At 62.1% G+C, this 23,233-nt stretch carries 25 protein-coding genes; 15 read left to right on the top strand and 10 right to left on the bottom strand.

Features of this window, described 5'->3' with window-relative positions; all coding sequences use genetic code 11:
- Positions 1 to 75 precede the first annotated feature (75 nt).
- The 6 genes from M1L53_RS05440 (at position 76) to M1L53_RS05415 (ending at position 4,628) form a co-directional block, all read left to right on the top strand.
- The gene (locus M1L53_RS05440; protein WP_003945652.1) at positions 76 to 1,251 is read left to right on the top strand and encodes an alkane 1-monooxygenase; all 1,176 of its coding nucleotides are present in this window, start codon (positions 76 to 78) and stop codon (positions 1,249 to 1,251) included.
- The gene (locus M1L53_RS05435) at positions 1,248 to 1,418 is read left to right on the top strand and encodes a rubredoxin (protein WP_007734092.1); all 171 of its coding nucleotides are present in this window, start codon (positions 1,248 to 1,250) and stop codon (positions 1,416 to 1,418) included. Before M1L53_RS05440 ends, M1L53_RS05435 begins: the two co-directional genes overlap by 4 nt.
- A 30-nt stretch (positions 1,419 to 1,448) precedes the next feature.
- A complete protein-coding gene (locus M1L53_RS05430; protein ID WP_050655879.1) occupies positions 1,449 to 1,640 on the top strand; it encodes a rubredoxin in 192 nt (63 codons plus the stop codon).
- Positions 1,640 to 2,896 (top strand): NAD(P)/FAD-dependent oxidoreductase, encoded by a 1,257-nt coding sequence (locus tag M1L53_RS05425; protein ID WP_054188049.1) that lies wholly within the window; start codon positions 1,640 to 1,642, stop codon positions 2,894 to 2,896. The genes M1L53_RS05430 and M1L53_RS05425 overlap by 1 nt, the downstream gene beginning before the upstream one ends.
- Positions 2,897 to 2,970: 74 nt before the next feature.
- Positions 2,971 to 3,597 carry a TetR/AcrR family transcriptional regulator gene (locus tag M1L53_RS05420; RefSeq protein WP_007734097.1) on the top strand — a complete coding sequence of 209 codons (627 nt, stop codon included), beginning with the start codon at positions 2,971 to 2,973 and terminating at the stop codon, positions 3,595 to 3,597.
- Positions 3,598 to 3,794: 197 nt separating this feature from the next.
- Positions 3,795 to 4,628: a hypothetical protein gene (locus M1L53_RS05415; protein WP_054188050.1), complete on the top strand. Its 834-nt coding sequence runs from the start codon at positions 3,795 to 3,797 to the stop codon at positions 4,626 to 4,628.
- A 70-nt stretch (positions 4,629 to 4,698) separates the two neighbouring features.
- Here M1L53_RS05415 and M1L53_RS05410 read toward each other — a convergent pair whose 3' ends face one another.
- Positions 4,699 to 5,070 carry a hypothetical protein gene (locus M1L53_RS05410; protein WP_054188051.1) on the bottom strand — a complete coding sequence of 124 codons (372 nt, stop codon included), beginning with the start codon at positions 5,068 to 5,070 and terminating at the stop codon, positions 4,699 to 4,701.
- Between the two features lie 2 nt (positions 5,071 to 5,072).
- Positions 5,073 to 6,233: a Rieske 2Fe-2S domain-containing protein gene (locus M1L53_RS05405; protein WP_003945847.1), complete on the bottom strand. Its 1,161-nt coding sequence runs from the start codon at positions 6,231 to 6,233 to the stop codon at positions 5,073 to 5,075.
- A gap of 195 nt (positions 6,234 to 6,428) precedes the next feature.
- Between M1L53_RS05405 and hsaA the strand changes: the two genes are divergently transcribed.
- Genes hsaA through hsaB form a run of 4 tightly spaced genes read left to right on the top strand, consistent with a single transcriptional unit; the run spans position 6,429 to position 9,976 of the window.
- Positions 6,429 to 7,604, top strand: coding sequence for a 3-hydroxy-9,10-secoandrosta-1,3,5(10)-triene-9,17-dione monooxygenase oxygenase subunit (gene hsaA, locus M1L53_RS05400; protein ID WP_039973406.1), 1,176 nt, complete (start codon positions 6,429 to 6,431; stop codon positions 7,602 to 7,604).
- 10 nt (positions 7,605 to 7,614) lie between these two features.
- Positions 7,615 to 8,493, top strand: a complete 879-nt coding sequence (gene hsaD, locus M1L53_RS05395; RefSeq protein WP_003945808.1) for a 4,5:9,10-diseco-3-hydroxy-5,9,17-trioxoandrosta-1(10),2-diene-4-oate hydrolase — start codon at positions 7,615 to 7,617, stop codon at positions 8,491 to 8,493.
- Positions 8,493 to 9,395 (top strand): iron-dependent extradiol dioxygenase HsaC, encoded by a 903-nt coding sequence (gene hsaC / locus M1L53_RS05390; protein WP_003945585.1) that lies wholly within the window; start codon positions 8,493 to 8,495, stop codon positions 9,393 to 9,395. Before hsaD ends, hsaC begins: the two co-directional genes overlap by 1 nt.
- Complete coding sequence (hsaB, locus tag M1L53_RS05385) at positions 9,392 to 9,976, top strand: 3-hydroxy-9,10-secoandrosta-1,3,5(10)-triene-9,17-dione monooxygenase reductase subunit (protein ID WP_003945677.1); 585 nt, start codon at positions 9,392 to 9,394, stop codon at positions 9,974 to 9,976. Before hsaC ends, hsaB begins: the two co-directional genes overlap by 4 nt.
- Before the next feature lie 68 nt (positions 9,977 to 10,044).
- Here the strand turns inward: hsaB and M1L53_RS05380 are convergent, their stop codons facing one another.
- Positions 10,045 to 10,869, bottom strand: a complete 825-nt coding sequence (locus M1L53_RS05380; RefSeq protein ID WP_054188052.1) for an Abi-alpha family protein — start codon at positions 10,867 to 10,869, stop codon at positions 10,045 to 10,047.
- Between the two features lie 2 nt (positions 10,870 to 10,871).
- Positions 10,872 to 12,146, bottom strand: coding sequence for a DUF445 domain-containing protein (locus tag M1L53_RS05375; protein ID WP_003945674.1), 1,275 nt, complete (start codon positions 12,144 to 12,146; stop codon positions 10,872 to 10,874).
- Between the two features lie 330 nt (positions 12,147 to 12,476).
- Between M1L53_RS05375 and thrS the strand changes: the two genes are divergently transcribed.
- Positions 12,477 to 13,697, top strand: a complete 1,221-nt coding sequence (gene thrS, locus M1L53_RS05370) for a threonine--tRNA ligase (RefSeq protein WP_054188053.1) — start codon at positions 12,477 to 12,479, stop codon at positions 13,695 to 13,697.
- On the opposite strand, the gene M1L53_RS05365 is transcribed toward thrS, so the two are convergent.
- Positions 13,694 to 14,140 (bottom strand): MarR family winged helix-turn-helix transcriptional regulator, encoded by a 447-nt coding sequence (locus M1L53_RS05365; RefSeq protein ID WP_003945852.1) that lies wholly within the window; start codon positions 14,138 to 14,140, stop codon positions 13,694 to 13,696. The two genes, thrS and M1L53_RS05365, sit on opposite strands and share 4 nt — an antisense overlap.
- Positions 14,141 to 14,283: 143 nt before the next feature.
- Between M1L53_RS05365 and M1L53_RS05360 the strand changes: the two genes are divergently transcribed.
- Positions 14,284 to 15,480: an MFS transporter gene (locus M1L53_RS05360; protein WP_054188054.1), complete on the top strand. Its 1,197-nt coding sequence runs from the start codon at positions 14,284 to 14,286 to the stop codon at positions 15,478 to 15,480.
- Between the two features lie 81 nt (positions 15,481 to 15,561).
- On the opposite strand, the gene M1L53_RS05355 is transcribed toward M1L53_RS05360, so the two are convergent.
- From M1L53_RS05355 to M1L53_RS05345, 3 genes are all read right to left on the bottom strand, one after another.
- Positions 15,562 to 17,619 carry a neutral/alkaline ceramidase gene (locus tag M1L53_RS05355; RefSeq protein ID WP_042449415.1) on the bottom strand — a complete coding sequence of 686 codons (2,058 nt, stop codon included), beginning with the start codon at positions 17,617 to 17,619 and terminating at the stop codon, positions 15,562 to 15,564.
- Between the two features lie 95 nt (positions 17,620 to 17,714).
- Positions 17,715 to 18,443: an acetoacetate decarboxylase family protein gene (locus M1L53_RS05350; protein ID WP_003945787.1), complete on the bottom strand. Its 729-nt coding sequence runs from the start codon at positions 18,441 to 18,443 to the stop codon at positions 17,715 to 17,717.
- Positions 18,440 to 19,300, bottom strand: coding sequence for an SDR family oxidoreductase (locus tag M1L53_RS05345; RefSeq protein ID WP_047269612.1), 861 nt, complete (start codon positions 19,298 to 19,300; stop codon positions 18,440 to 18,442). Before M1L53_RS05345 ends, M1L53_RS05350 begins: the two co-directional genes overlap by 4 nt.
- 139 nt (positions 19,301 to 19,439) lie before the next feature.
- On the opposite strand from M1L53_RS05345, the gene M1L53_RS05340 reads away from it, so the two are divergent.
- Complete coding sequence (locus M1L53_RS05340) at positions 19,440 to 20,645, top strand: cytochrome P450 (RefSeq protein ID WP_007734124.1); 1,206 nt, start codon at positions 19,440 to 19,442, stop codon at positions 20,643 to 20,645.
- On the opposite strand, the gene M1L53_RS05335 is transcribed toward M1L53_RS05340, so the two are convergent.
- Positions 20,634 to 21,068, bottom strand: coding sequence for a cupin (locus tag M1L53_RS05335; protein ID WP_003945598.1), 435 nt, complete (start codon positions 21,066 to 21,068; stop codon positions 20,634 to 20,636). The two genes, M1L53_RS05340 and M1L53_RS05335, sit on opposite strands and share 12 nt — an antisense overlap.
- 125 nt (positions 21,069 to 21,193) lie before the next feature.
- On the opposite strand from M1L53_RS05335, the gene M1L53_RS05330 reads away from it, so the two are divergent.
- On the top strand, positions 21,194 to 21,550 hold the full coding sequence (locus M1L53_RS05330) for a hypothetical protein (protein WP_054188055.1): 357 nt from the start codon (positions 21,194 to 21,196) through the stop codon (positions 21,548 to 21,550).
- 17 nt (positions 21,551 to 21,567) lie between these two features.
- Here the strand turns inward: M1L53_RS05330 and M1L53_RS05325 are convergent, their stop codons facing one another.
- Positions 21,568 to 22,512 carry an alpha/beta fold hydrolase gene (locus tag M1L53_RS05325; RefSeq protein ID WP_054188056.1) on the bottom strand — a complete coding sequence of 315 codons (945 nt, stop codon included), beginning with the start codon at positions 22,510 to 22,512 and terminating at the stop codon, positions 21,568 to 21,570.
- A 118-nt stretch (positions 22,513 to 22,630) separates the two neighbouring features.
- Between M1L53_RS05325 and M1L53_RS05320 the strand changes: the two genes are divergently transcribed.
- Positions 22,631 to 23,230, top strand: a complete 600-nt coding sequence (locus M1L53_RS05320; RefSeq protein WP_007734129.1) for a TetR/AcrR family transcriptional regulator — start codon at positions 22,631 to 22,633, stop codon at positions 23,228 to 23,230.
- The last annotated feature ends 3 nt before the right edge of the window (positions 23,231 to 23,233 follow it).

Here is a 23,233-nt window from a genome sequence, read left to right as displayed (position 1 = left end):
TACATAGATGTTGTTCGTGTCGCGGATTACCGCGCAGGACGCACTCACTGATCCGAACGAGAACTGGAGAATTCGATGGCGGCGTTGGTGTACACCGAGCCAGATGGTCGGCTCGCAACTTGGAGAGACCGGAAACGCTACTTGTGGCTGTTGGCGCTGATTCCGTCATCGGCAACTTTCATCGCCGTGGGGCTTGTTACCGCCACCGGATGGAATGTCTTCTGGTGGACCGGCCCACTGATCGCGTTTGCTCTCATTCCCGTCATCGACATCCTGGCGGGTGAGGACGGGAAGAATCCGCCCGACGAGGTGATCGACGAACTCGAGAACGACCGCTTCTACCGGTGGTGCACCTACGCCTATCTGCCGCTGCAGTACACGGCCTTCTTCCTGTCCTGCTACATCTGGGCGCGTTGGGATTTGAGCGTTCTCTCCAATATCGGACTCGCAGTGACGATCGGTGTGACGGCCGGAATCGGCATCAACACAGCCCATGAACTCGGGCACAAGAAGGAGAGCGTCGAGCGCTGGTTGTCCAAAATCGTTCTCGCACAGAGTGCTTACGGTCACTTCTACCTCGAGCACAACCGTGGCCACCATGTGCGAGTGTCGACTCCGGAAGATCCGGCGACCTCGCGCTTCGGTGAGACCCTCTACGGTTTCTGGCCGCGCAGCGTCGGCGGGGGATTGAAGTCGGCGTGGCATCTCGAGAAGACCCGCTTCGAGCGTTTGGGCACCACGCACTGGAGCATCAAGAACGACGTGCTCAACGCCTGGCTCATGTCGGTTGTTCTGTTCGGTGTCGCGCTTGCAGTATTCGGGATCGGCATCGCGCCGTACCTCGTGATCCAGGCGTTCATCGGGTTTTCGCTGCTCGAAGCGATCAACTACCTCGAGCACTACGGACTCCTGCGTCAGAAAACCGCAAGCGGACGGTACGAGCGATGCACGCCGGCGCACAGCTGGAACAGTGATCGCATCTGCACCAACGTCTTCCTTTATCACTTGCAGCGGCACAGCGATCATCATGCGAATCCGACACGGCGCTACCAGGCGCTTCGCAGTATGGAAGAGGCCCCTCAGCTCCCGAGCGGCTACGCCAGCATGATCATGCTCGCCACAGTTCCGCCCCTGTGGCGCAAGGTGATGGACCACCGCGTTCTCGAGCACTACCGAGGTGACATCACCCAGGTCAACATCGCGCCGAAGAAGCGGGCCAAGATCCTCGCAGCCTACGGGGTGAACGCATGAACGCCTACATCTGCCCGATCTGCGACTACACGTACACCGAATCGACAGGTGCTGCGCGAGAAGGCTTTCCGCCCGGCACGCCGTGGTCGAGTATCCCGGACGACTGGTGCTGCCCCGACTGCGGCGTCCGCGAGAAGGTCGACTTCACTCTCGTCACGCAATCCTGATCGAAATACCCACCGGTGAAAGGAAAACCGATGTCCGAGACTGCCACTGCTTACAAATTGTTCCGCTGCCTCCAGTGCGGGTTCGAGTACGACGAAGCGATCGGCTGGCCCGACGACGGTATCGAGCCGGGTACTCGCTGGGACGAGATTCCCGAAGACTGGTCCTGCCCTGATTGTGGTGCCGCCAAAGTCGATTTCGAAATGGTGGAGGTGAACCGCTGATGACAGCGGTCCGCGAGCCCGACACACGCACCGTCGTGATCGTGGGCACGGGCATCGCCGGTTCCGGTGCCGCGCAGGCCCTGCGCAAGGAAGGGTTCGGCGGCAGCATCATCCTGATCGGCAGCGAACCTGAGGAGCCGTACCGCCGCCCGGCGCTGTCGAAGGAGCTACTGTCCGGGAAAGCGTCGATCGATCGGGCTCGGTTGCGGCCGTCGACTTTCTGGACCGAGCAGGGTATCGATCTTCGGATCGGCGCAACTGTCACGAGTATCGACACAGATTCCCGCACAGTACTTTTAGCCGACGGTGACAGCATCGACTACGACGTTCTGATTCTTGCCACGGGTGGACGGTCCCGACGGTTGGAGAACGAAGATTCCGAGCGCGTTCACTATCTTCGGGATATCGCAGACATGCGACGCTTGCAATCCCAGCTGATCGAAGGATCCTCGCTACTGGTGGTCGGCGGTGGCTTGATCGGATCGGAGGTGGCGTCAACGGCACGCGACTTGGGTTGCAGTGTGCAGGTTCTCGAAGCGCAACCGGTGCCCCTGTCCAGGCTGCTTCCACCGTCGATAGCGGAGAAGATCGCCGCGCTGCACGCCTCGGCGGGCGTCGCCTTGCAGACGGGAGTCGACCTCGAGACGCTCACGACGGGTGCCGACGGCGTCACCGCACGTGCGCGTGACGGACGCGAGTGGACAGCGGAGTTGGCCGTCGTCGCAATCGGATCCTTGCCCGATACCGATGTGGCTGCTGCTGCGGGTATTGCGGTGGACAACGGGATTTCGGTAGACGGATACCTCAGGACGTCTGTCGATAATGTGTACGCGATCGGCGATGTGGCCAACGTGCCCAACGGTTTTCTCGGCGGCATGCACCGTGGTGAGCACTGGAACACTGCGCAGGACCACGCAGTTGCAGTTGCCAAGACCATCGTCGGGAAGGAAGAACCCTTCGAATCCGTCCCTTGGAGTTGGTCGAACCAATTCGGCCGCAACATTCAAGTAGCGGGTTGGCCAGGCGCGGACGACACCGTGATTGTTCGAGGAGACTTGGACTCCTATGACTTCACTGCGATCTGCATGCGCGACGGAAATATCGTCGGTGCTGTGAGCGTGGGCCGGCCGAAGGACATTCGTGCCGTCCGAACCCTTATCGAACGCTCCCCGGACATCAGCGCCGACGTACTCGCCGATACAAACAGGGATCTGACCGAACTTGCGGCGGGTCTTGTCGCCTCACCGGTGCTCTGAGTGCACTCGTGACTTCTGTGGCTTGCGTGTCCACCGTTTTGACACCGAGCACGGGCGATGGAAATCTTCCCGATATGTCCACCGCTCGTGCCCGTGTCCCGTACCACGAGGCAGCTCGTCAACTCCTCCGTGCGTCAGCGCTCGACGCCACACGCGAACTCTTGACCGAGAAATCGTGGAACGACATCACGATGGCGCATATCGCGGAAGCTGCGGGCATGAGCCGGCAGACGTTGTACAAGGAGTTCACGTCCCGCCAGGGATTGGCGTCCGGATACCTCATCCGTTTCGTTGACGAGTTCCTCGAAGAGGTGGAACGCGAAGTAACGCTCCATCATTCGGATCCGCGGGGCGCGGTCTCGGCAGCCTTCCGTGCCTTCTTCGACGCCGGTGCCCGGGATCCGATGGTGGTCAGCATTGTCGGTCCCCGGCCGCAGCACGACCTGCTGAGCTTGGTCACCACTGACGGGACTCCGCTGCTCGAACATGCGAGCGCGAGGTTGGCCGAGATCTTCATGACCAGTTGGGCGAACGTCGACCGCATCCATGCCGAGATGTTCGGCAGCACGATAGTGCGTCTGGCGATCAGTCACGTGACGTTGTCTTTCGGTACCCCCGATCAGATCGCCGAGAACCTGGGGGAGATGTTCGGGCCGTTCCTCGATCAGGTCATCGGTTCGGGCACAGTCGAACCGAACTGAGCCGACAGGATCGATACGGTTTCCGGGCTAGGACGGAAGTTCGATCGAGCGTGATCGCCGTAGTTCTTTGGTGGGAAATATCGTCGTTATGTGTGAATCCGCGTCTCACTTCTCGGTAGCGTGCCGGGCGTAGATCGAGGTGCGATCCGCAGGGGGTGGCTCTCGTGAATTTCCGTCAACGGTGGAGGAATTCGAAGATGAAGAGCCGCAACAAATCTCGAGTGATGTCGACAGTCGCGCTAGTTGCAACATTTGTCATGGCCGGTGCAGGTGTGGCACTTGCCGACGAATCATCGTCAGGGTCTTCCGGCAGCGGATCGCTCGGTTCCTCCGGTGCGGCAGCGGTTGATCCGTTGACCTTCGACGGTTGGGGCACGTGCCCGATCGAGGATCTCGAGGTGACGACGTGCGCCAGCGTCGTAGTTCGCGGAGGGACCATGAAATTGGGCGCACTTTCGGTGCCGATCCCGGACGGAAGCCTCAAGGTTGCGGGCGGAGTGAAATACGCGACCCAGCCGGACAACAGTTTCATCGAGACGTTCGTCGCCAAGCAGGACGGGTCCAACGGGGTCTATTCCAATCCGATTTCGGTACCCGGAGGTGCTCTCGGGATCGATACTCCGCTGGGACTGACTCAGATCAGCGCGACGGTGGAATCGGTGGGAGTCCCGGATCTGAAGGTTCTCGAGCAGGAACTCACCATGCCTGTTCGATTGAAGCTGTCTAATCCCTTGCTCGGTGACGATTGCTACATCGGTTCGGTTTCGAATCCGATCAACCTTCACCTGACCACAACCGGAAACCCTCCGTCGGAACCTATCGGTGAGTTCCCCGGTGCAGTGTTCCCGGCAGTCCCACATTCGGATGCGGTGTTTGCGGCGCCGGGAGCCAGCGGGTGTGGACCGCTGGGTGCGCTCAACTGGGCCGTGAATCTACGCGGGGGAGTGCCGGCGGCCAGCGGAAAGAACTCTCTCACCACGTCGAGCGACGTCTACGCGGTGGCTGCACGAAAGGTACGACCGCCTGCCTGACGGACACGCGGGCGCTGGAACGTAAAACGAGGGCCGACCCGTGGGTCGGCCCTCGTTCTACACAATCAGGTCAGCTGACCTCGGGATCACGCACCGTGATGGTGCCGTCCCTAACCGCGTCGGCGATGCTGTCGTGCAGTTTCGGGCATCCGTCTTTCAATGCCGACGACTGCCCGGAAGCAATTGCCTCTTTGAAGGTGTGGCAACGCAGCGCCGGGTCGGAAGTCCACTGAACGCTGGTGTGTTTGTACGTGTTCTTGCGAACCAGTACGCACGCGCCGCATGCCTTGCAGTCGACTTCCTGCAGACCCGAGTCGAGGTATTCGTGCTTGTCCTCGATCGTCTGGGCCGCGATCGCCTCGAGCCGTTCCGTTTGCCCGGCAAAGTCCGGTGCCTTGGCCCAACGAGCCCACCGTGCGTTGGTTCCGATCGAGGCGCTCACGACTAGACCTCTGCTTCCTTCTTTGCCGCTTCTGCTGCAGCTTCCTTCTCGGCCTTCTGGCGTGCGAGGTTTTCCTCGACCTCGGCGTGCCAGGCTTCGTTTGCCTTGGTGGTGTCCACCTCGAACTCGAAGCGCTGCGTCATCTTCTCGGTGACGTCGGCCTTGTCCACGTAGAACTGCTCGTACCAGCGTCGTAGCTGGTAGACGGGGCCGTCTTCTTCGCAGAGAAGGGGATTCTCGATCTTGGTCTTGTTCTTCCAGATCGCGACGTCCTGCAGGAATCCCTCGCTGATGCCCTCGGTGAACTTGCCGGCCAACTTGTCGGCCATCTCGTCGGAGACACCCGTCGGCTTCTTCACCGTCACGCCCCACTGCAGCACGAACGAGTCCGGGCTGATCGGGTAGTGGCAGTTGATCAGAACACTCTCGACCTCGTATCCGCTGTAGCTGTTCCACAGGGGATTGACCATGTACGACGGTCCGTAATACGCAGCTTCGGAGCGAAGCAGCGTGTCGCCGCCGTACTGGGAGGCCATTCCGATGTCGGGACGGCCCGTGGTGTTGAGGTACTGAGTGGCGATCTCACCTTCGAAGACGTTCTTGAAGTACGTCGGGAAGGCGTAGTGGATGTAGTAGAAGTGCGCCATGTCGACCACGTTGTCGATGATCTCGCGGCAGTTGGACCCCTCGATGACCATGGAGTTCCAGGTCCAGTCGGTCCATTCGTCGCTGTACGCGCCCTCGATACGAGGAATCACGATCTCTTCGGGCGGCGGATTGCCCTCGGGGTCGTTCCAGACGAAGAGCTGACCGTTCTGCTCGAGGGTCGTCCACGCGCGGGTGCGTGCGAGCGGAGGCACGCGGCGGGCATAAGGAATGCCGGTGCACTTGCCGTTGCCGCCCCAGCGCCAGTCGTGGAAGGGGCAGGCGATGGAATCGCCCTTGACCTCGCCTTGTGTGAGGTCACCACCCATATGACGGCAGTATCCGTCGAGAACTTTGATGTCGCCCTTGCTGTCGGCGAACACCACGAGCTTCGTACCGAAAGCCTCGATCGCGTGCGGTTTGCCGTCCTTGAAGGTCTTCAGTAGACCCAGGCAGTGCCAACCGCGGGCGAAACGAGTTTGCACCGTTCCGACGTCGATCTCGCGAATCTGCGCCATTGTGACCTCACATCCCTTCTAGCTGTTAGTAGAACACGTTATAGAACTCGATCCGGTTCCGCCAGATTTTGGGGGCACTTGTTACAGCATTGCGGCCACAAACGGGACCTTTGTCAGCGTCTCGACAGAAAAGAGAACGTGTTCTAGTCTCAAGAGTAAGTGAACCAACCGATCGAGGAAGACGGGAGCGTCGAAGTGGGTAACCATGACAGCCACGAGGTGATGCAGAGGCTCGACGCACTACTGCCGGCACTGCGCGAGCGCGCACAGGAGACCGAGGATCTGCGTCGTATCCCCGACGAGTCCATCAAGGCTCTTCAGGAAACAGGCTTCTTCCGCTTGCTGCAGCCAAAGCAGTGGGGCGGATACGAAGCCGATCCGGTGCTGTTCTACTCCGCGGTCAAGAAGATCGCCAGCGCGTGTGGTTCCACAGGGTGGGTCTCCTCGATCATCGGGGTACACAACTGGCACCTCGCCCTCTTCTCTCAGCAGGCGCAGGAAGACGTGTGGGGCAACGACACTGACGTTCGCATCTCGTCCTCTTACGCCCCGATGGGTATGGGTGAAGTAGTCGAGGGCGGATACAAGGTCAACGGTGCGTGGGCGTGGTCTTCGGGTTGTGACCACGCCAGCTGGGCCGTTCTCGGTGGTCCGGTGTTCAAGGACGGCCGCGCAGTCGATTTCGTGAGCTACCTGATTCCTCGCGAGGACTACCAGATCGACGACGTGTGGAATGTGGTCGGTCTGCGTGGAACCGGCTCCAATACCGTTGTGGTCAAGGATGTTTTTGTTCCCAAGCATCGCGTTCTGAGCTTCCGGGCGATGAGCGAACTGACCGCCCCGGGCCTCGAGAACAACACCGCGCCGGTCTACAAGATGCCGTGGGGAACCATTCACCCCACGACGATCTCGGCACCGATCGTCGGAATGGCTTACGGAGCTTACGAAGCGCACGTCGAGCACCAGGGCAAGCGTGTGCGCGCTGCGTTCGCCGGCGAGAAGTCGAAGGACGATCCGTTTGCCAAGGTGCGCATCGCCGAGGCGTCCAGCGACATCGACGCCGCGTGGCGTCAGCTCTCCGGCAACGTCGCCGACGAGTACGCGTTGATCCTTGCGGGCGAAGAGGTTCCGATGGAACTGCGGCTGCGCGCTCGACGTGACCAGGTGCGCGCCACGGGCCGCGCGATCGCCTCGATCGACAAGCTCTTCGAGAACTCCGGCGCCACGGCGCTGCAGAACGGCACTCCTATCCAGCGTTTCTGGCGCGATGCTCACGCTGGTCGCGTCCACGCCGCCAACGATCCCGAACGCGCCTACGTCATGTTCGGAACCGGCGAATTCGGTCTGCCGATCACCGACACGATGGTCTAGAGGAGGCTCAGTGACAACCACCGAAGAAGCCCTCACCTACGAGTCCACTTCACGGTTCGCGCAAGTGCGCCCCGATCTGAAACTGCACTTCCACGAGGCGGGCGTCGGAAACGACAAGACCATCGTGCTGCTGCACGGCGGTGGCCCAGGCGCGTCGTCGTGGTCTAACTTCGCCCGCAACATTCCGGTGTTGGCGAAGAGCTTTCACGTCATCGCGGTCGATCAGCCCGGTTACGGGCAGTCCGACAAGCCGACGGAGCATCCGCAGTACTTCGTGCACAGTGCGTCGGCGCTCAACGATCTCCTGGACACGCTCGAGATCACCGGTCGCGTTGATCTGCTGGGCAATTCGCTCGGTGGTGGCGCTGCTGTTCGCTTTGCGCTCGACTACCCGGACCGTGCGGGTCGCCTCGTTCTGATGGGCCCCGGCGGTCTGAGTGTCAACCTGTTTGCGCCGGACCCCACCGAGGGCGTCAAGAACCTCGGAAAGTTCAGCTACCAGCCCACCCGAGAAAACCTCGAAGCATTCCTGCGGATCATGGTCTTCGATCAGAAGCTGATCACGCCGGAACTCGTCGACGAACGTTTTGCTGCCGCCAGCACTCCCGAGTCGCTGGCTGCGGCCAAGGCGATGGGTAAGTCCTTCTCCAGCGGTGACTTCGAGCTCGGCATGCTCTGGCGCGAGGCGTACAAGCTTCGTCAGCGTGTGTTGCTGATCTGGGGCCGTGAGGATCGGGTCAACCCTCTCGACGGCGCACTGGTCGCGCTCAAGATGATCCCGCGCGCGCAGCTCCACGTCTTCGGCGGTTGCGGTCACTGGGCGCAGCTCGAGAAGTTCGACGAATTCAACCGGCTCGCAACCGACTTCCTGCTCGACGGAGGTAAATGATGGGTATTCGATCTCTGGCGTACATGCGCATCGGGGCCACCGACATGGCTGCGTGGCGCGAATACGGACTCAAGATCCTCGGAATGATCGAGGGCAAGGGCGTCGACGCGGAATCGCTGTATCTGCGTATGGACGACTTCCCGGCGCGTCTTGTCATCGTTCCGAACGACACGGACCGTCTGCTCGTCTCGGGTTGGGAAACCGCGAATGCCGCTGAGCTGCAGGATATCCGTGACAGGTTGTCGGCAGCCGGTGTTCCGTTCAAGGAAGGCACGGCGGAGCAGCTCAAGGACCGTCGCGTCGTCGAGATGATCGCGTTCGAGGACACCTCGGGCAACTCCCTCGAGGTGTTCCACGGAGCTGCTCTCGAACACCGCCGGATCGTGAGCCCGTACGGGCACAGGTTCGTGACGGGTGAGCAGGGCCTCGGCCACGTCGTGCTCACCACCGATGACGACGATGCTTCGCTGCGGTTCTACCGCGACGTACTCGGATTCAAGCTTCGCGACTCGATGCGTCTGCCTCCGCAGATGGTCGGCCGGCCCGCGGACGGCGACCCGGCGTGGCTGAGGTTCCTCGGCTGCAACCCGCGTCACCACAGCTTGGCGTTCCTGCCGTTGCCCAACCCGACGGGCATCGTGCACCTGATGCTCGAAGTGGAGAACTCCGACGACGTCGGACTGTGCCTCGACCGGGCACTGCGCAAGAAGGTCAAGATGTCGGCGACTCTCGGTCGCCACGTCAACGACGAGATGCTCTCGTTCTACATGAAGACTCCAGGTGGGTTCGACATCGAATTCGGTTGTGAGGGGCTAGAGGTCGAGGACGAAAACTGGATCGCGAGGGAAAGCACGGCCGTGAGCCTGTGGGGTCACGACTTCACGGTGGGAATGAAGCCGTGAGTTCGCCCGACGCGTCGGTGAGTGCGGAGCAGGCGATCGATCCACGCCAGTTCCGCACGGTTCTCGGGCAATTCTGCACGGGTATCACCATCATCACGACAGTCGACGACGGTGAGCCTGTCGGGTTCGCATGTCAGTCTTTCGCGGCCCTGTCACTCGACCCGCCTTTGGTGTTGTTCTGCCCCACCAAGGGTTCTCGGTCGTGGGCGGCAATCGAGCGGACCGGTAAGTTCGCCGTCAACGTGTTGGCGGAGGAACAGCAGGCGGTGTGTGCTCGTTTCGGGTCACGTGAGCCGGACAAGTTCGCCGGCATCGATTGGACGCCATCGCCTCTGGGCTCGCCGATCATCGACAAGTCCCTTGCACACATCGACTGCACGGTGGAAACCGTCCACGACGGCGGCGATCACTACGTCGTCTTCGGTCGGGTTTCGTCGATGAGTGAGATCAAGACCGAACGCCCGCTGCTCTTCTATCGCGGGCAGTACACGGGCATCGAGCCGGACAAGACTGTTCCGGCTACCTGGCGTGACGATCTGGAAGCGTTCCTGACGACCACGACAGAAGATACCTGGCTGTAGGGGGCAAGCCCCCCTGTGCGCCTTTTTGGTAGTGGTAACTACCAAAAAGGCGCACAGGGCCGGAGGCCCTACAGAGAAAAACAGGTATGACAGAAGTCGTCACCGAACGGCGTCAGCAGGATGCTACGACGCACTATCTTGTTGGATCGTCCGGCTCGCTTGACCGCCTCGATCACCGACGGCTGTACCTCGACGACCTGGTACCGGTCGGCCTCGACGGGCTCGCGTGAGAACGCCACCAAACCGAGCCGATGCAGGTTGTTCAGGTACGCGCTGATGCGGTCCAGATGACGACAGCCTGCCAGTTCTCCGATCATCGACAGACCCTCGTCGATCATCTCCGAGCCGACACCGAACGGCCGCGCCGTGCGTACGTCCACGCTCGGTTGCGCACCGGAGGTGGCCAACAGCCGAAGAATTCGAGCTTCGTCGGGTGCGATCTCGTCGAGGATCCGGTCGTAGGCCGGGTGCAGATCGTCGCGATCGGTCACGTCCGCGGAACGATCCAGCAACCTGTCACCACGTGCCCGCAGCGCCGCGAGAGTGGCCTCGACGCTCTGTTTGCGATTGGTACGAGTAGCCATTGCCGCCCGCAGGTTCTCCGTCCGCGAGCCGTCTCCGTTGGTGTTCTCGGCCCGACGTTCGGATTGCACGTTGGCGGATTCTGCAGCCTCTGCCGCGGCTTCGGCGGCGGCCTGAACGATTTGCCGCGTCGCCTCCTTCGCCGTTCCGAAAGCCCAACCCGTCAGCTTGATCGACGTGAGCGTCGTCGTGGCGGTCAGCCCGACGAGGCTACGGATCAGACGCTTTTCGACGGATTCGACCGGCGTGATGTCCGCAGCCCAGTCGTACGATTCCGCTTCGACGATCATGCGATGGTCGTGCTCACTCATGCTCATACTCCGAATATTGCGAGGTGTAGGAAACCGGCAAACGAGCCCAGCACGGCCCCGTGTACGAACAACAGCCACTCGTCCTGCTTGACGGCTGAGCGTAGTAGTTCGCTGAAATCTTCCGGTGAAAGGATGCTCATGCGTTCGGTGACGAAGACACGAATCTTCTCCGACTGGTTCTCGGCGAACTCCGCGTCCTCGAAGACCCTTGGGTACAGGTCGAGCACTTCGGTGGTGGCCAGGCCGGGCAGACGCTTGTAGCTCTGCGAACCAACGGTCATCTTGACCACCGACTTTGCCCAGCCGGCTGCGTCGTCGACGGATTCGCGCAGTACCTGATCGAGCATCCGCCGCGTTCGGTCCGAGCGGGGACCTTCGAGGAGTTCGGTGCCGATGTTCTCGAGCGTCACGACGTGATCGGCGAGGGTTTTTGCGTACCCGGCGATGATCTCGGTGCGTCGCTTCAGGAAGAGCCCCTGCCTCCACGGCACCCAACGGTTGGGGGTGATCGGCTCGAAGATCATCGTGATGCCGAGGTAGTTCACGATGTATCCGATGATCACACCGCCGATGGGAAGCACCCACCACTGCGGAACCAGATGGAGGATTCCGACGAGCACGAAGCCCATCGGGAATCCGAAGTAGAAGCCGAAGTTCTGCATGAACCTGAGCTCTTTGTTGCCCATCGTGCGGAAGATGTCGTTGAGCAGTTTGGGGTGCGAAGAGAGGTAGCGGATCACCATCAGCTTCGCGTCGATGAACTCGTCGATGTCCTCTTCGATGCGGTCGGTGATCATGCGCACGCTGGCCGGCAGATCGTCCTCCACTTTGCGGAAGACGGCTTCCTTCACCGACGTCGGAAGGTTGTGCCAGAGCTGAGGATTCTCGGCCGTCATGATTCTGGTGACCACGCCGCGCACTTCACTGCGAGAAATGTTCACCAAGTGCTCGGCGATGCTGTCCGGGTCCAGGACGCGATAGAAATCGGCGATGCTGCCGACTTTCGCGAGGGATTTGTCGACGGCGATCGACGCCATCTTCTCCGCCCGCGAGGGGACGATGCCTTGCCAACCGAATCTGCCGTCGCTGGTGATCGCGGGGATCACCTGAACGCGCCGGGGGAGGAACGGGAAGAGCAGTTTGAGTCCGGGCACTTTGATCCCGTGGAAGTTGATCGGCGCAAAAAGCATCAGGACGCCCGACCAATTGGTGATGTACCCGATGATTCCCGTGAACAAAGGAATGGTGATCAACTGTTCGAGCAAGTGGTCCGGCACCGTCGCACATCCTCCTCATATCCGAGAACCTCACGTTCGGACATGATTGCCGAAACTTCGCTCTTCGTGGGTGTTTCGTTGGCTACTGCTGCGCCTTCCCAGTTGCGTCAGCATAGAGGCCCGACAATTCGGGCTGTAGGTGGGTAGGAAGTTGATGTAACCTCACGTACATGGTCAGTATTGCGCACAACACGACGACGCCGGTTCTCTTCCGGCGCATCGTTTAGCAACTGCTGACCGAACCCTTTCAGCCCCGGGAGTTATCGCCCCGGGGCTTTCCTGTTTCGTCGCTCCGTGTGCGTCTCCCCTTGAACGATTCGGAGAGCTCTCATGAGCGTTGACCACCGCGAACTCGGGCGCGACCTGGAGTTTTTCGCCACCACCCCCACCGTCGGGGCCGGCCTCCCACTCTGGTTACCGGACGGCGCGATCATCAGGAACGAACTCGAAAAGCTCGCCGCCGAACAAGCAGCGCGATCCGGATGCCGGGGTGTCTATACCCCCGTTATGGCGAAGAAAGAGTTGTACGAGAGATCTGGGCATTGGTCCAAGTTCTCGGACGACATGTTTCCCGAAATGAAGATAGGCGGAGAGTCATTTCTCCTTCGTCCGGCTAACTGTCCCCATCACGCTCAGGTATTCGCCGCTCGCGGTCGTAGTTATCGCGAGCTACCTTTCCGGGTTCGTGAACTCGGCTCGATGTTCCGTAGCGAACTCTCCGGAGTTCTCAGCGGATTGAGTCGAGTCAGACAGATCAATCTCGACGACGCACATGTCTTCTGTAGTCGCGAACAAGTGCAAGCGGAAGTGATCGTCGCGCTCGACGCGATCGAGCGCTGCTACTCGACTCTGGGGATTGCCGAACGGAAGTACCGCCTCTCGATCAGAGGGGGAGAGGGGCAGTACCTCGGCACCGACGAGCAGTGGGCGGACGCCGAGGATCACCTTCGCGGGGCGCTGAATGCACGCTCGATCGAGTACGTGGAAGCGAAGGGGGAGGCAGCGTTCTACGGTCCCAAGATCGACGTCCAGGTGCGAGACGCGCACGGCCGCGAGGAAACACTCTCGACCGTGCAACTCGACTTCAATCAACCGGAGCGGTTCGACCTCGAGTACACCGCTGAGGACGGATCCAAGGCTCGCCCCGTCATGATCCATCGGGGCTTGCTCGGGTCGATGGAACGCATGACTGCGCTTTTGATCGAAAGGTTCGAAGGGCGGATGCCGCCGTGGCTGGCACCCAACCAAGTCTCGATTCTGCCCGTCGGCGACCGGCACCAGGTTGAGGCCGAGCGTTTGCGGGCCGATCTCGAGGCTCGCGATGTTCGAGTGGCGATCGCGCCTGACGGATCGTTGGGACGTCGCATCCGCGAGGCACGCACTCACCGTGACCCGTACATCGCGGTGATCGGGGACAACGAGGTGCACGGCGGCACCGTCGACGTTCTGGTCCCCGCGCGTGGTGGGCGGGTGGTCGTCGATGCGAGTGTGTTTGTCGCTCAGGTGGTCTCGGGCATCAAAGAGCGTGCCCTGCTTCCGGCAGACTTCTAGCCGACGGGAAGCTCGTGGAGGGCGCGCACCAGTGGCGCGAGTTCGGGTGTCTTGCATGCCTCGTCGAGCGCCGCCTCGAGGGTGGCGTCGTGCGTCGGCCGTGCGCTTTCGAGAAGCTCGCGGCCGGCCGGCGTCAGTTCGGTGTAGATGCCTCGACGGTCGTCGGCGCACAGGATGCGCGTCAATAGTCCTCGATCTTCGAGTCGATTGACCAAGCGCGTCGTGGCGCTGCTGCTCAGTGCGGCAGCGCGAGCCAGCTGGGCCATACGCATGTGCCAGCCGTCCTGGCGGCTCAGTGCGTCGAGCACGGTGTATTCGACGACGGACAGTTTGTGCTCACGCTGGAGTGCGCGTTCCAGTTCGGTGTCGAGGGCGCCGTGCAGTGCTGCGAGCGTGCGCCACCCTTGCGAACGGATTTCGACGGCGTCGTCGGCGATCCCCATGTGATTCTCCTTGTCCGTTTCCTGCAACTCCAGGTTACCAGCTTGCGCATGTAGCGCGCGCGTGCAACTATTTATAGCGCGCATGCAACTACTGCACACGCCCGCTAACGGCTTACGCGTAAATCTGTGAAAGGAACATCGAGATGCCATTGGGTCTCATTGCCCTCGCTATGGGCGGGTTCGGGATCGGCCTCACCGAATTTGTCATCATGGGCCTCCTGCCCGAGGTCTCGGCTGATTTCGAGGTCACCGAGTCCGTCGCGGGCTACCTGATCTCGGGCTACGCACTGTCGGTGGCGATCGGCGCGATCCTCCTGACCGCTGCCGTCACCCGCTTCGAGCGCAAGAAGGTCCTTCTCTCGCTCATGGTGCTGTTCATCATCGGCAACCTGATGTCCGCGCTCGCTCCCTCCTACGAGGTCATGATGGGCGGACGCATCGTCGCGGCGCTGTGCCACGGTGCGTTCTTCGGAATCGGCTCGGTGGTTGCCGCCGACATGGTCGCGCCCAACAAGCGCGCCGGCGCCATCGCGATGATGTTCGCGGGCCTGACCATCGCCAACGTTCTCGGCGTTCCGTTCGGCACGCTGCTGGGCCAGCAACTCGGATGGCGCTCGACGTTCTGGGCCATCACCGTTATCGGCGTCATCGCCCTGATCGGAATTGCAGCACTCGTCCCGACGACGCCCGCCAGCACGACCGGTGGCGGATTGCGCGGAGAGTTGGGGGCATTCCGCAACAAGCAGGTATGGCTCTCGATCGCCATCACCATCCTCGGCTACGGCGGAATGTTCGGAGCCTTCACCTACATCGCCTTCACCCTCACCGAGGTCACCGGCTTCGCGACGTCCAGCGTTCCGTGGCTGCTCATCCTCTTCGGCTCGGGCCTGTTCGTCGGTAACTTCCTCGGCGCCAAGGCGGCCGACCGTTCGCTCACGAAGGCGCTGGTCTGGATTCTCGCGATCCTGACCGTCGTTCTGATCGTGTTCGCCGCCACCGCGGAGAGCAAGGTCATGACAGTGATCTCACTGTTCTTCATGGGCGCCTTCGGTTTTGCGACGGTACCCGGGTTGCAGATGCGGATCATGAACTACGCGTCGGCAGCACCGACCATGGCATCGGGTGCCAACATCGCCGCCTTCAACGTCGGCAACGCACTCGGGGCATGGCTGGGCGGAATCACCATCGCCGCGGGACTCGGCTTCACCTCCCCGATCTGGATGGGAGCGGCAGTCACTGTCGCCGGTCTGCTGGTCTTGCTCGTCGCGGCGAAGATCGACCGCCCGGCAGCGTCAGAGCCGTCGACGCCGACCACCTCGCTGCACCCGACCGCCGCCTGAACCTGTCCATTGCGCTCTGACCCCATCGCGTGAACGTATCGCTCCCCTTGTCCAACAAGGGGAGCGATACGTTCACGCGGGTCAGGTGAGGCGGAATTCGGCGGTCACCCCGGAGAAAGGCGTGATCGCGCCGCTACCCCGAGCCTTCGACGCACCGAAGTGTTGGACTCGATACGTACCCGCCGGAGTATCGGCCGGAACATCCCACGTGATGCGCACGACGGAACCGTTGCTCCCGACCCGGCGCCAGTGCAGTTTGGTGGACCAGTCGTTGTCGTCGGCGACCCGTGTCCAGGATCCGCCGGTATTGCGCTGGATCTCGTAGAAGGTCCCGTTTCGGTGAGTGTCGTTCTTGGGGTGGCCGGTGACGAACTCGACGGCAACCTGCCCACCCGGTGAGGTGTCGCCGGGCTGGACGGTCGCATCGCCGAATTGTGTTCCCGGCAAGGGCTCGTCGAAGTCGACGCCAGGTCCGAAGCTGGGTTGGAACCCGGACAGGTCGGCCGGAGCGGGGCCGCGAGGAGGTTCGGTGCCGTCGCGCATCGCGGCTGCAAGGGCGGCATACCCCTGCTGATAGGCCGGCAGTGTGTAACGACCGAACATCGTCGAACCGCCCTCGTACTGCTGCGAATCGTATTCCTGTGGCGTGGTGCAGTAGCTCGAGTACGAGTTCGCGTAGCCCTGGAAGATGACGTTCTCGAGCGGAACTCCAAGCTCCTCGGCGACGGTTCGACGCACTCGTAATCCGGAGACGATGGTGAATTCCGCAGGGCCACCGACGATGTAGAACTGACCGATCCGCAGGATCTGGATCTTGAGTACGTTCGGCACCCATCCTCCCGGTGGCAGCAGGCCGACCGGAACGACTACGAGTTTGGGCGCCTGTGCATCCTGAAGCCATTGAGGCACAGGAGCATCCATACCGCCCAGGGCGTCGATCATGGGGTTTCGGGTGCCCTCGGGGAAGATCGGGATTGCCGGTCCGTCCTCGACGCTTCCGGCGCTCATTGCCGCGCCGATCGCGGCCGGAGCGGTGCGGTGCTCGCGTCCGTCGGGGGTGAATCTTCCGCTCACCACCTGATTTGCCATGTCCAGGTACATGATCCGACTGTCGACGCCACCGGTGACGGTGTCGGACGCCGCGTCGAAGGCAGTTCGAGCTGCCGCTACCTGGCGCAGCCCGATGATGCGTGCGTTCTCGAATTCGTCTTCGGTCGGTCCGCGTCCGGGCTCGAGGAAGAGGTTCGGTGACATGTCGCCGCTGTTGGTCTGCGGAAACGCAGCAATGAAGCTGGTGTCGCCGTCGAGGTAGCGCACGCCCTGGTCGTCGTGCTCCCAGAAGTACGCCGCGGCGCCCTTGTTGTCCCCGGAGATGAGATGGTTCTCGTTCGTGAGCGAGGCGCAGTGGGTGGCGAACCAGTTGATCGCTCCGATGTCCTTGCTGCCCCGACTGATCCGCATGACACGCATGTGGTGGTCGTTGCCACCGGGGTAGTAGGCCTTGTCCTCTTCGGGGTTGAGGTCGAACGCCACTCGCGATCGGTTGACGCTGGCGTCGGTGAGATCGGACCGCCCGAAACGGACCGTGCCTGGCGCCAGGTTCTCGTGCGCAGCGCTGATCGCCTCGACCATGCCGTTGACCTCGGCTTCGAACACCTGCAGTTCGAAGCCGAGAACTGCGAGGTTGTACGCGTAGTTGTGCGAGGCCCCACCACATGCCGCGTGTGAATGGATGGCCGTCAACATGACGTTGCGTTCGGTGTAGATGTCACCGAACCTCCCGGCCAGTCGGCGCAGGACCTCGTCGTGAACGGACTGGAAGATCATGCAGTTGTCGACGCACACGTAGGCGACCCGCGACCCGCCGGACTCGAAGATGAAGGCGCGTGCGCGCATTCGCTGGTGCAGGCCTTCGGCGCGTTGATCGAAGCTCGAGTAGCCCATCATGCCGACTTCGGCGACCGGTCCGGTCACGTCGGAAATTCCGACGCCCACCTGCAGTGACGCCGACGACTTGTCGGTGCGTGCGGGTGAAACGGTGCGTGCCGGCGAAGCTGCGACGGCCTGGTTCGTCGACAGAGCGGCGAGCGCAGGTGCGGCGGCAGCGCCTGCCAGTACGGTGCGTCGGGTGATCTGCACGAGTGTCCTTTCGGGCGGTCTGACGCGAGTTGGTCAACCGTCCAGGAGTGTAGCCCGAGTCACACGTGACCGAAAGGGGTGCCGTCGGCCGACACTCAGATTGTTGTGGCCTCCCCGAACGTCATCGCCAGGTTCTTGATGGTCGTGGTCATCAGGGCCCGGCGGGGGAGTCCCAGTTTCCGAAGCTCCGCCGCCATCGGGTGACTGCCCAGTTGAACCTCGGCTCCACCAGGGCGCGATTTGACGCCGGTCGGTGCCATGTCCCACGACGTGCACCTGGTGGCGCCGTCGAGATGTGAGTACGCGGCCAACGACATGTTGGCTCCGCCGCCCGGCACGCTGACGCCGGATTTCACACTCAACTGTGTGATGAGTTTGCCGTCGCGAGAGACCGATCCGCGCTTTACCGAGCCGACGTGCTCGGTGTCGAACTCGGCGAGCACCTTCGGGAATCCCCAGATTTCCCGGCCGGCGGCCTTGGTGAACTCGCCGTCCACCGGCAACTCGTGAATGAGTGCCCCTGCAGTTCCGGCAGCGAGCGAACGTAGATCTCCCAGCACCGAGGTTTCGGGAGGCGCAGTGTGGCTGCGCACCATGTACGTCACTCCGAATTCGTTGTACGGCCCCAGATCCCCGTCGATGTAGTCGACAAAAACCAGGCCGCACAGCGCCCGGCCGGGACGGTACTGGAGCACGGTCAAGCCGGTGTAATCGATGATCGACTGCGCGGTTGTGCTGGGTACCGAGTACAACGCCATGAAGGCAGACGCGGTGCGAACTTCGACGGGCATCTCGACCTTCTTGCCCAGAATCGTGTAGCTCATGGCGCCACCACCCCGCGGAGTCCGTCGGAGCCGTAGACGGGTTCGAGCATCGAGCGGAAATCCGGTCCGCGGCGCAGCATTTGGCCTCCGTCGACGTTGATGATCTGCCCGGTGATCCAGGTGGAGTGCGGTCCGAGGAGGAAGGAAGCGAGTCCGGCGACGTCCTCGACCTCGCCGACGCGTTCGAGCGGCGTGTTGGCCAGGTAGTCGTCCAGGATGGGGCCACCGTCGGTGATGAGCGCGACCAGATCCGTTCGGGTCAGCCCCGGGCGGATCGCGTTGACACGAATGTTGCTGGCGCCCAGTTCGTCTGCTGCCAACTGCACCAGGTGGTCGACGCCGGATTTCGAGACTCCGTACGCGCCGAACCAGCGATGTGTGTTGCTGCTGGCGATCGACGAGATCGCGACGATGGATCCACCGCCTCCTGCCACCAGTGCCCGCGCGCCGTGCTTGATCGTCAGCATGGTCCCCGTGACGTTGAGGTCGACGGTGCGGCGCCAGGCGTCGACGTCGAGTTGCGTGACCGGTGCGATGGTTTCGTTCCCGCCGGCGCAGGCCACGACTCCGTCGAGCTTTCCGGTGACGGACACCGCCGCGGCGACAGCGGCGACGACGTCTGTCTCGATCGTGACGTCGGCGGGGGAGACGCTGACCGATCCTTCCGGACTCGACTGCCGGATCGATTCGGCGGCAGCATCGAGTTTCTCCTTGTTGCGTCCGCAGATCGTGACGTGAGCGCCGGACCCAACCAGCGAACGAGCGATGCCCAGGCCGATGCCACTACCGCCGCCGGTCACCAGTATCGATGTGCCGGCGAAAGTGGGTATGCCCGCTGAGGCGGTGTCGTCGTCCATGCGTGTCTCCTGGTCGTTGCTCCGGCGGGCTCGCGTGCTGCTTCTGGAGGATTTCCGGTCCGGCTTCGGTGAAAACGCCCCACGCTATATAGGAACAGGTTCTACTTATTGAGGCAAGGGTTGTGCGAGAGGTGGAGTGATGGCTACCAGACCGACCTTCGATTTGATCGACGGACGCTTCTACAGCGGAGACCTCGGGAATGTGCGCGACGCATACGCCTGGATGCGTGATCACGAGCCCGTGTACCGAGACGACGCCAACGGAATCACCGCGGCCGCGAGTTACGACGCCGTCGTCGCAGCCGAGCGGGATCCCGAACTGTTCTCCAACGCCGGTGGCATCCGCCCCGAAACCGGTCCATTGCCGCAGATGATCGACATGGACGACCCGCAGCACCTCACACGTCGACGCTTGGTCAATGCGGGTTTCACACGTAAGAAGGTCGAAGCCAAGGCCGGCCGTATCCGGGAGATCTGCGATCAACTGATCGACGCCGTCTGTGAGAAAGGAGAAGCCGACTTCGTCGCAGACCTGGCGGCACCGCTGCCGATGGCCGTCATCGGCGACATGTTGGGTGTCCGTCCGGAGGAACGCGCGTTGTTTCTGCGGTGGTCGGACGATCTGGTGAAGGCATTGGGAAGCAACGCTTCCCAGGATCAACTGCAGGCCATGATGGTTGCGTACGTCGATTTCACCGCGTACATGATGCGAACCATCGCCGAGCGGAGGAGCGACCCGGCCGACGATTTGGTGAGCACGTTGATTCACAGTGCGGTCGACGGCGAAGCCCTCTCCGATCAGGAAATCGTCAACGAATCCCTGCTGATCCTGATCGGCGGTGACGAGACCACACGGCACGTGCTCAGCGGCGGCATGGAACAGCTACTGCGCCATCCGGACCAGCGCCGGGAGCTAGTCGACGATCCCGATGCCATTCCCTTGGCAATGGAGGAGATGCTGCGGTGGTCCTCGCCGATCAAGAACATGGCTCGAACCCTGACCCGTGACACCGATTTCTTCGGCGCGCAGCTGAAGGCAGGTGAGAAGATGCTGCTGCTCTTCGAATCGGCAAATTTCGACGAGTCCGTGTTCCTGAACGCCGAACGGTTCGATGTCGGCCGCACACCGAATCCGCACGTGGCCTTCGGCTTCGGAACTCATTTCTGTCTGGGCAATCAGCTGGCCAGGTTGGAGGGACGGATCATGTTCGAGCAACTCTTCGCCAGGCTGCCGGACATGGAACTTGCCACCGACGCGCCGTTGCAGCGGCGTGCGGCCAACTTCGTGTCCGGGCTCGAATCGATGCCGGTGCGGTTTAACTCTTCTGCCCCGTCAGCCGGGTAGTTGGCAGTTAGGAGGCGCAGCATCTTCGGAGAGGGGGCTGCCCGCCGGATTGACGTAGACGACCTCGAGCACCAATGGTGTTGTCTGCGAGTTGTTTCCGATGTGCACATGATCTGAACCGCTCGGTTCGATCAAAGTATTTCCGGCGCTGTAGATCCCGTCGACGGAGCAATCGGATCGGTAGTGGCTCAACGTGCCCTGCGCGATCAGCGCGTAGAGCGTCCCGTCGTGGAAGTGCCAACCGGTGGAACCGCCGGGGTCGATGGTGATCTGGCGCAGGATGTAGTCCTTGCCGTCGAAAGTCACCTGCCCGAGGATTTCTCCGTGTACTCCCGTGCTCGGTGTTGCCGACGCATTGATCGGCGTCAGCGACAGTCCGATCGCTGCGGACACTGCAAGCAGAACCTGATGGCGTTTACGCATGAGCGGCCCTCCCAGACGGATGTGCTCCTGAGTGTCCTCCGACAGTGTCCGATTTATCCCGGTTTTCGTGGATCTTGCAGGGTGAAGGCAGAGGTATGCCCTTGAGAGGCGGTTACGCTCGTGTCATGCAGCAAGTCGCGACGAGGCGCCGGAGCCAGCCGCCGCCTGCGCGCTTCATGTTCGAGGCATTGATCGATCCGTACCGCCAGCCCGCCCGGCACTGGCTGGAACTTCTCGAGAGCGAGATCGCACCGGAGATCGTCAGGGCTGAAGAACCGGAGCTGGTGATCTGGTCGTCGATCTGGCCGGACCGACCCGACGCCGTCATCCGATTCGACATCGAGGCGGTCGGAAACAGCACGATGCTGCGTTGGACGCTTTTCTTGGACGATCCGATACCGCCCGAGGCAGAGGTTGTCAGAATGCGAAAGCGGCTCAACACCTTGATCAATGCGAATCTCAGGTTCAACTTCGGCCAATAAGTTGGATCACTGCCGCATTACTTGGTGTCGACTCGGCCGATCGGGTCGGCGTTGTCGCTGAATGCGGCCCGGGCCGCTGGCCAGCTGGTCTCATCGATGCGCAACGCGGTCCGAAGGTAGGCAGTACTCATCCGTTGGATGGCGGCGACCCGCTCTGGGTTCTCGTCGGTGGTCTCGGCGACTTCGTATCCGACGATTCCACCGAGTGCGTGCTCGGCACCGTAGAAGGAAAGGAGGTCGGTGGCTCCTGGGCTGTGCGTGTAGGCGTCGGTGAACCAGTCAGGTCCGCGGCTGGACATCTTGGACTGGTCGTGGTCGCCCGCGACGACGAGTGTCGGCGTCGTCAGTTCCTGGAACGAGGGGCGCATGAACGGGAAGTTCGCCTGCGCGAACGGATGTAGGTTCTCGCCGCCGAGACCGGTTGCTGCGAAAAGAATTCCCGCGGTGACGCGGCTGTCGGACACGTCCTGGCCGACCTGGCCGGACTCGTCGAAGATCCTTGCTCCGAGGAGTGACTGAGCGGTTTGCCCGCCCCAGGAGTGACCAGTGGCGGCAACTCGACTGCGGTCGATGCGGCCGGCAAGCCCGGGCACGGCAAATTCGATGGTGTCGAGCTGATCAAGGATGCGTGTGAGATCTGCGATCCTCTCAGTCCAGATCGTCGGGAAAACCGGGTGGTCGAACCCGAAACCGTTCCGGCGCGAGTCCAGATGTGTCGGCTGGATCACCACGAATCCGTGGGATGCCCAGAATGCCGTGAGTGGCGAGTATCCATCGAGGTTCCAGCCGTTGCCGTGGGAGAACACCACAACGGGGAGGTTCGTGCCTGCTGCCGGAGCAGACACACGTACTTCCAGCGGGACAGGTCGATCGGGGGCGAACAACTCGACGGGGGCAACGGAGACGACCGGGGTGCCGGCGCCGATGATGCCGTTCAGAGTGTCGATCATTGATGAGGTCATGGCAAGTTCCTTGCTGAGGCTGCACCCTGCGATACTGTTTATCGGAGCGTCGCTCCGCAACATTACGGAGCGTTGTTCCGTAATGCAAACATATGTTGTGAGTCAGCGAGGAGTGCACATGGCTGATGCCCAGGACGAGCAGTCGCGCGTCGCGTCTCCCAAGCAAGTCGGTCGCCCACGTCGAAGCGAGCAGGCGCTGCTCGACGCGGCGGCAGCCGTGTTCGTGGAGTCCGGAGTCGACGCTCCGGTGCGGGAGATTGCGGCGAAGGCCGGCGTCGGCATGGGGACGATCTACCGCCACTTCCCGACGCGTCCCGAGTTGGTGGTAGCCGTATACCGACACCAAGTCGAGGCGTGTGCGGACGCGGGCCCACAGATGCTCGCGGAGAGTGCAACGCCCGAGGCGGCTTTGCGGGCATGGGTGGCTTTGTTCGTGGAGTTCCTGGTAACCAAGCATGGGCTCGCCGGTGCACTGCAAGGAGACAGCGCCGGGTCCGACGCTCTGCATATCTACTTCGTCGACCGCCTCGTTCCGGTATGTGACTCCCTCCTCGCGGCAGCGCTCGAGTCCGTTGGCACTGCTTCGCGGGTCGATGCGTACAACGTGCTCAAAGGCATCGGGAACCTTTGTATCGGTGCTGGGTCCGATGACCGGTACAAGGCCGAGGTCCTTGTACAGCTATTCATCTCGGGCGTACTCGCGCGGGAGGTTCGCTGACGC

It is taken from the genome of Rhodococcus sp. T9N (assembly GCF_024436645.1).
Classification (GTDB): domain Bacteria; phylum Actinomycetota; class Actinomycetes; order Mycobacteriales; family Mycobacteriaceae; genus Rhodococcus_F; species Rhodococcus_F qingshengii.
Note: the sequence above shows the minus strand (reverse complement) of the source record. Positions and strands in the feature narration are given on the sequence as shown.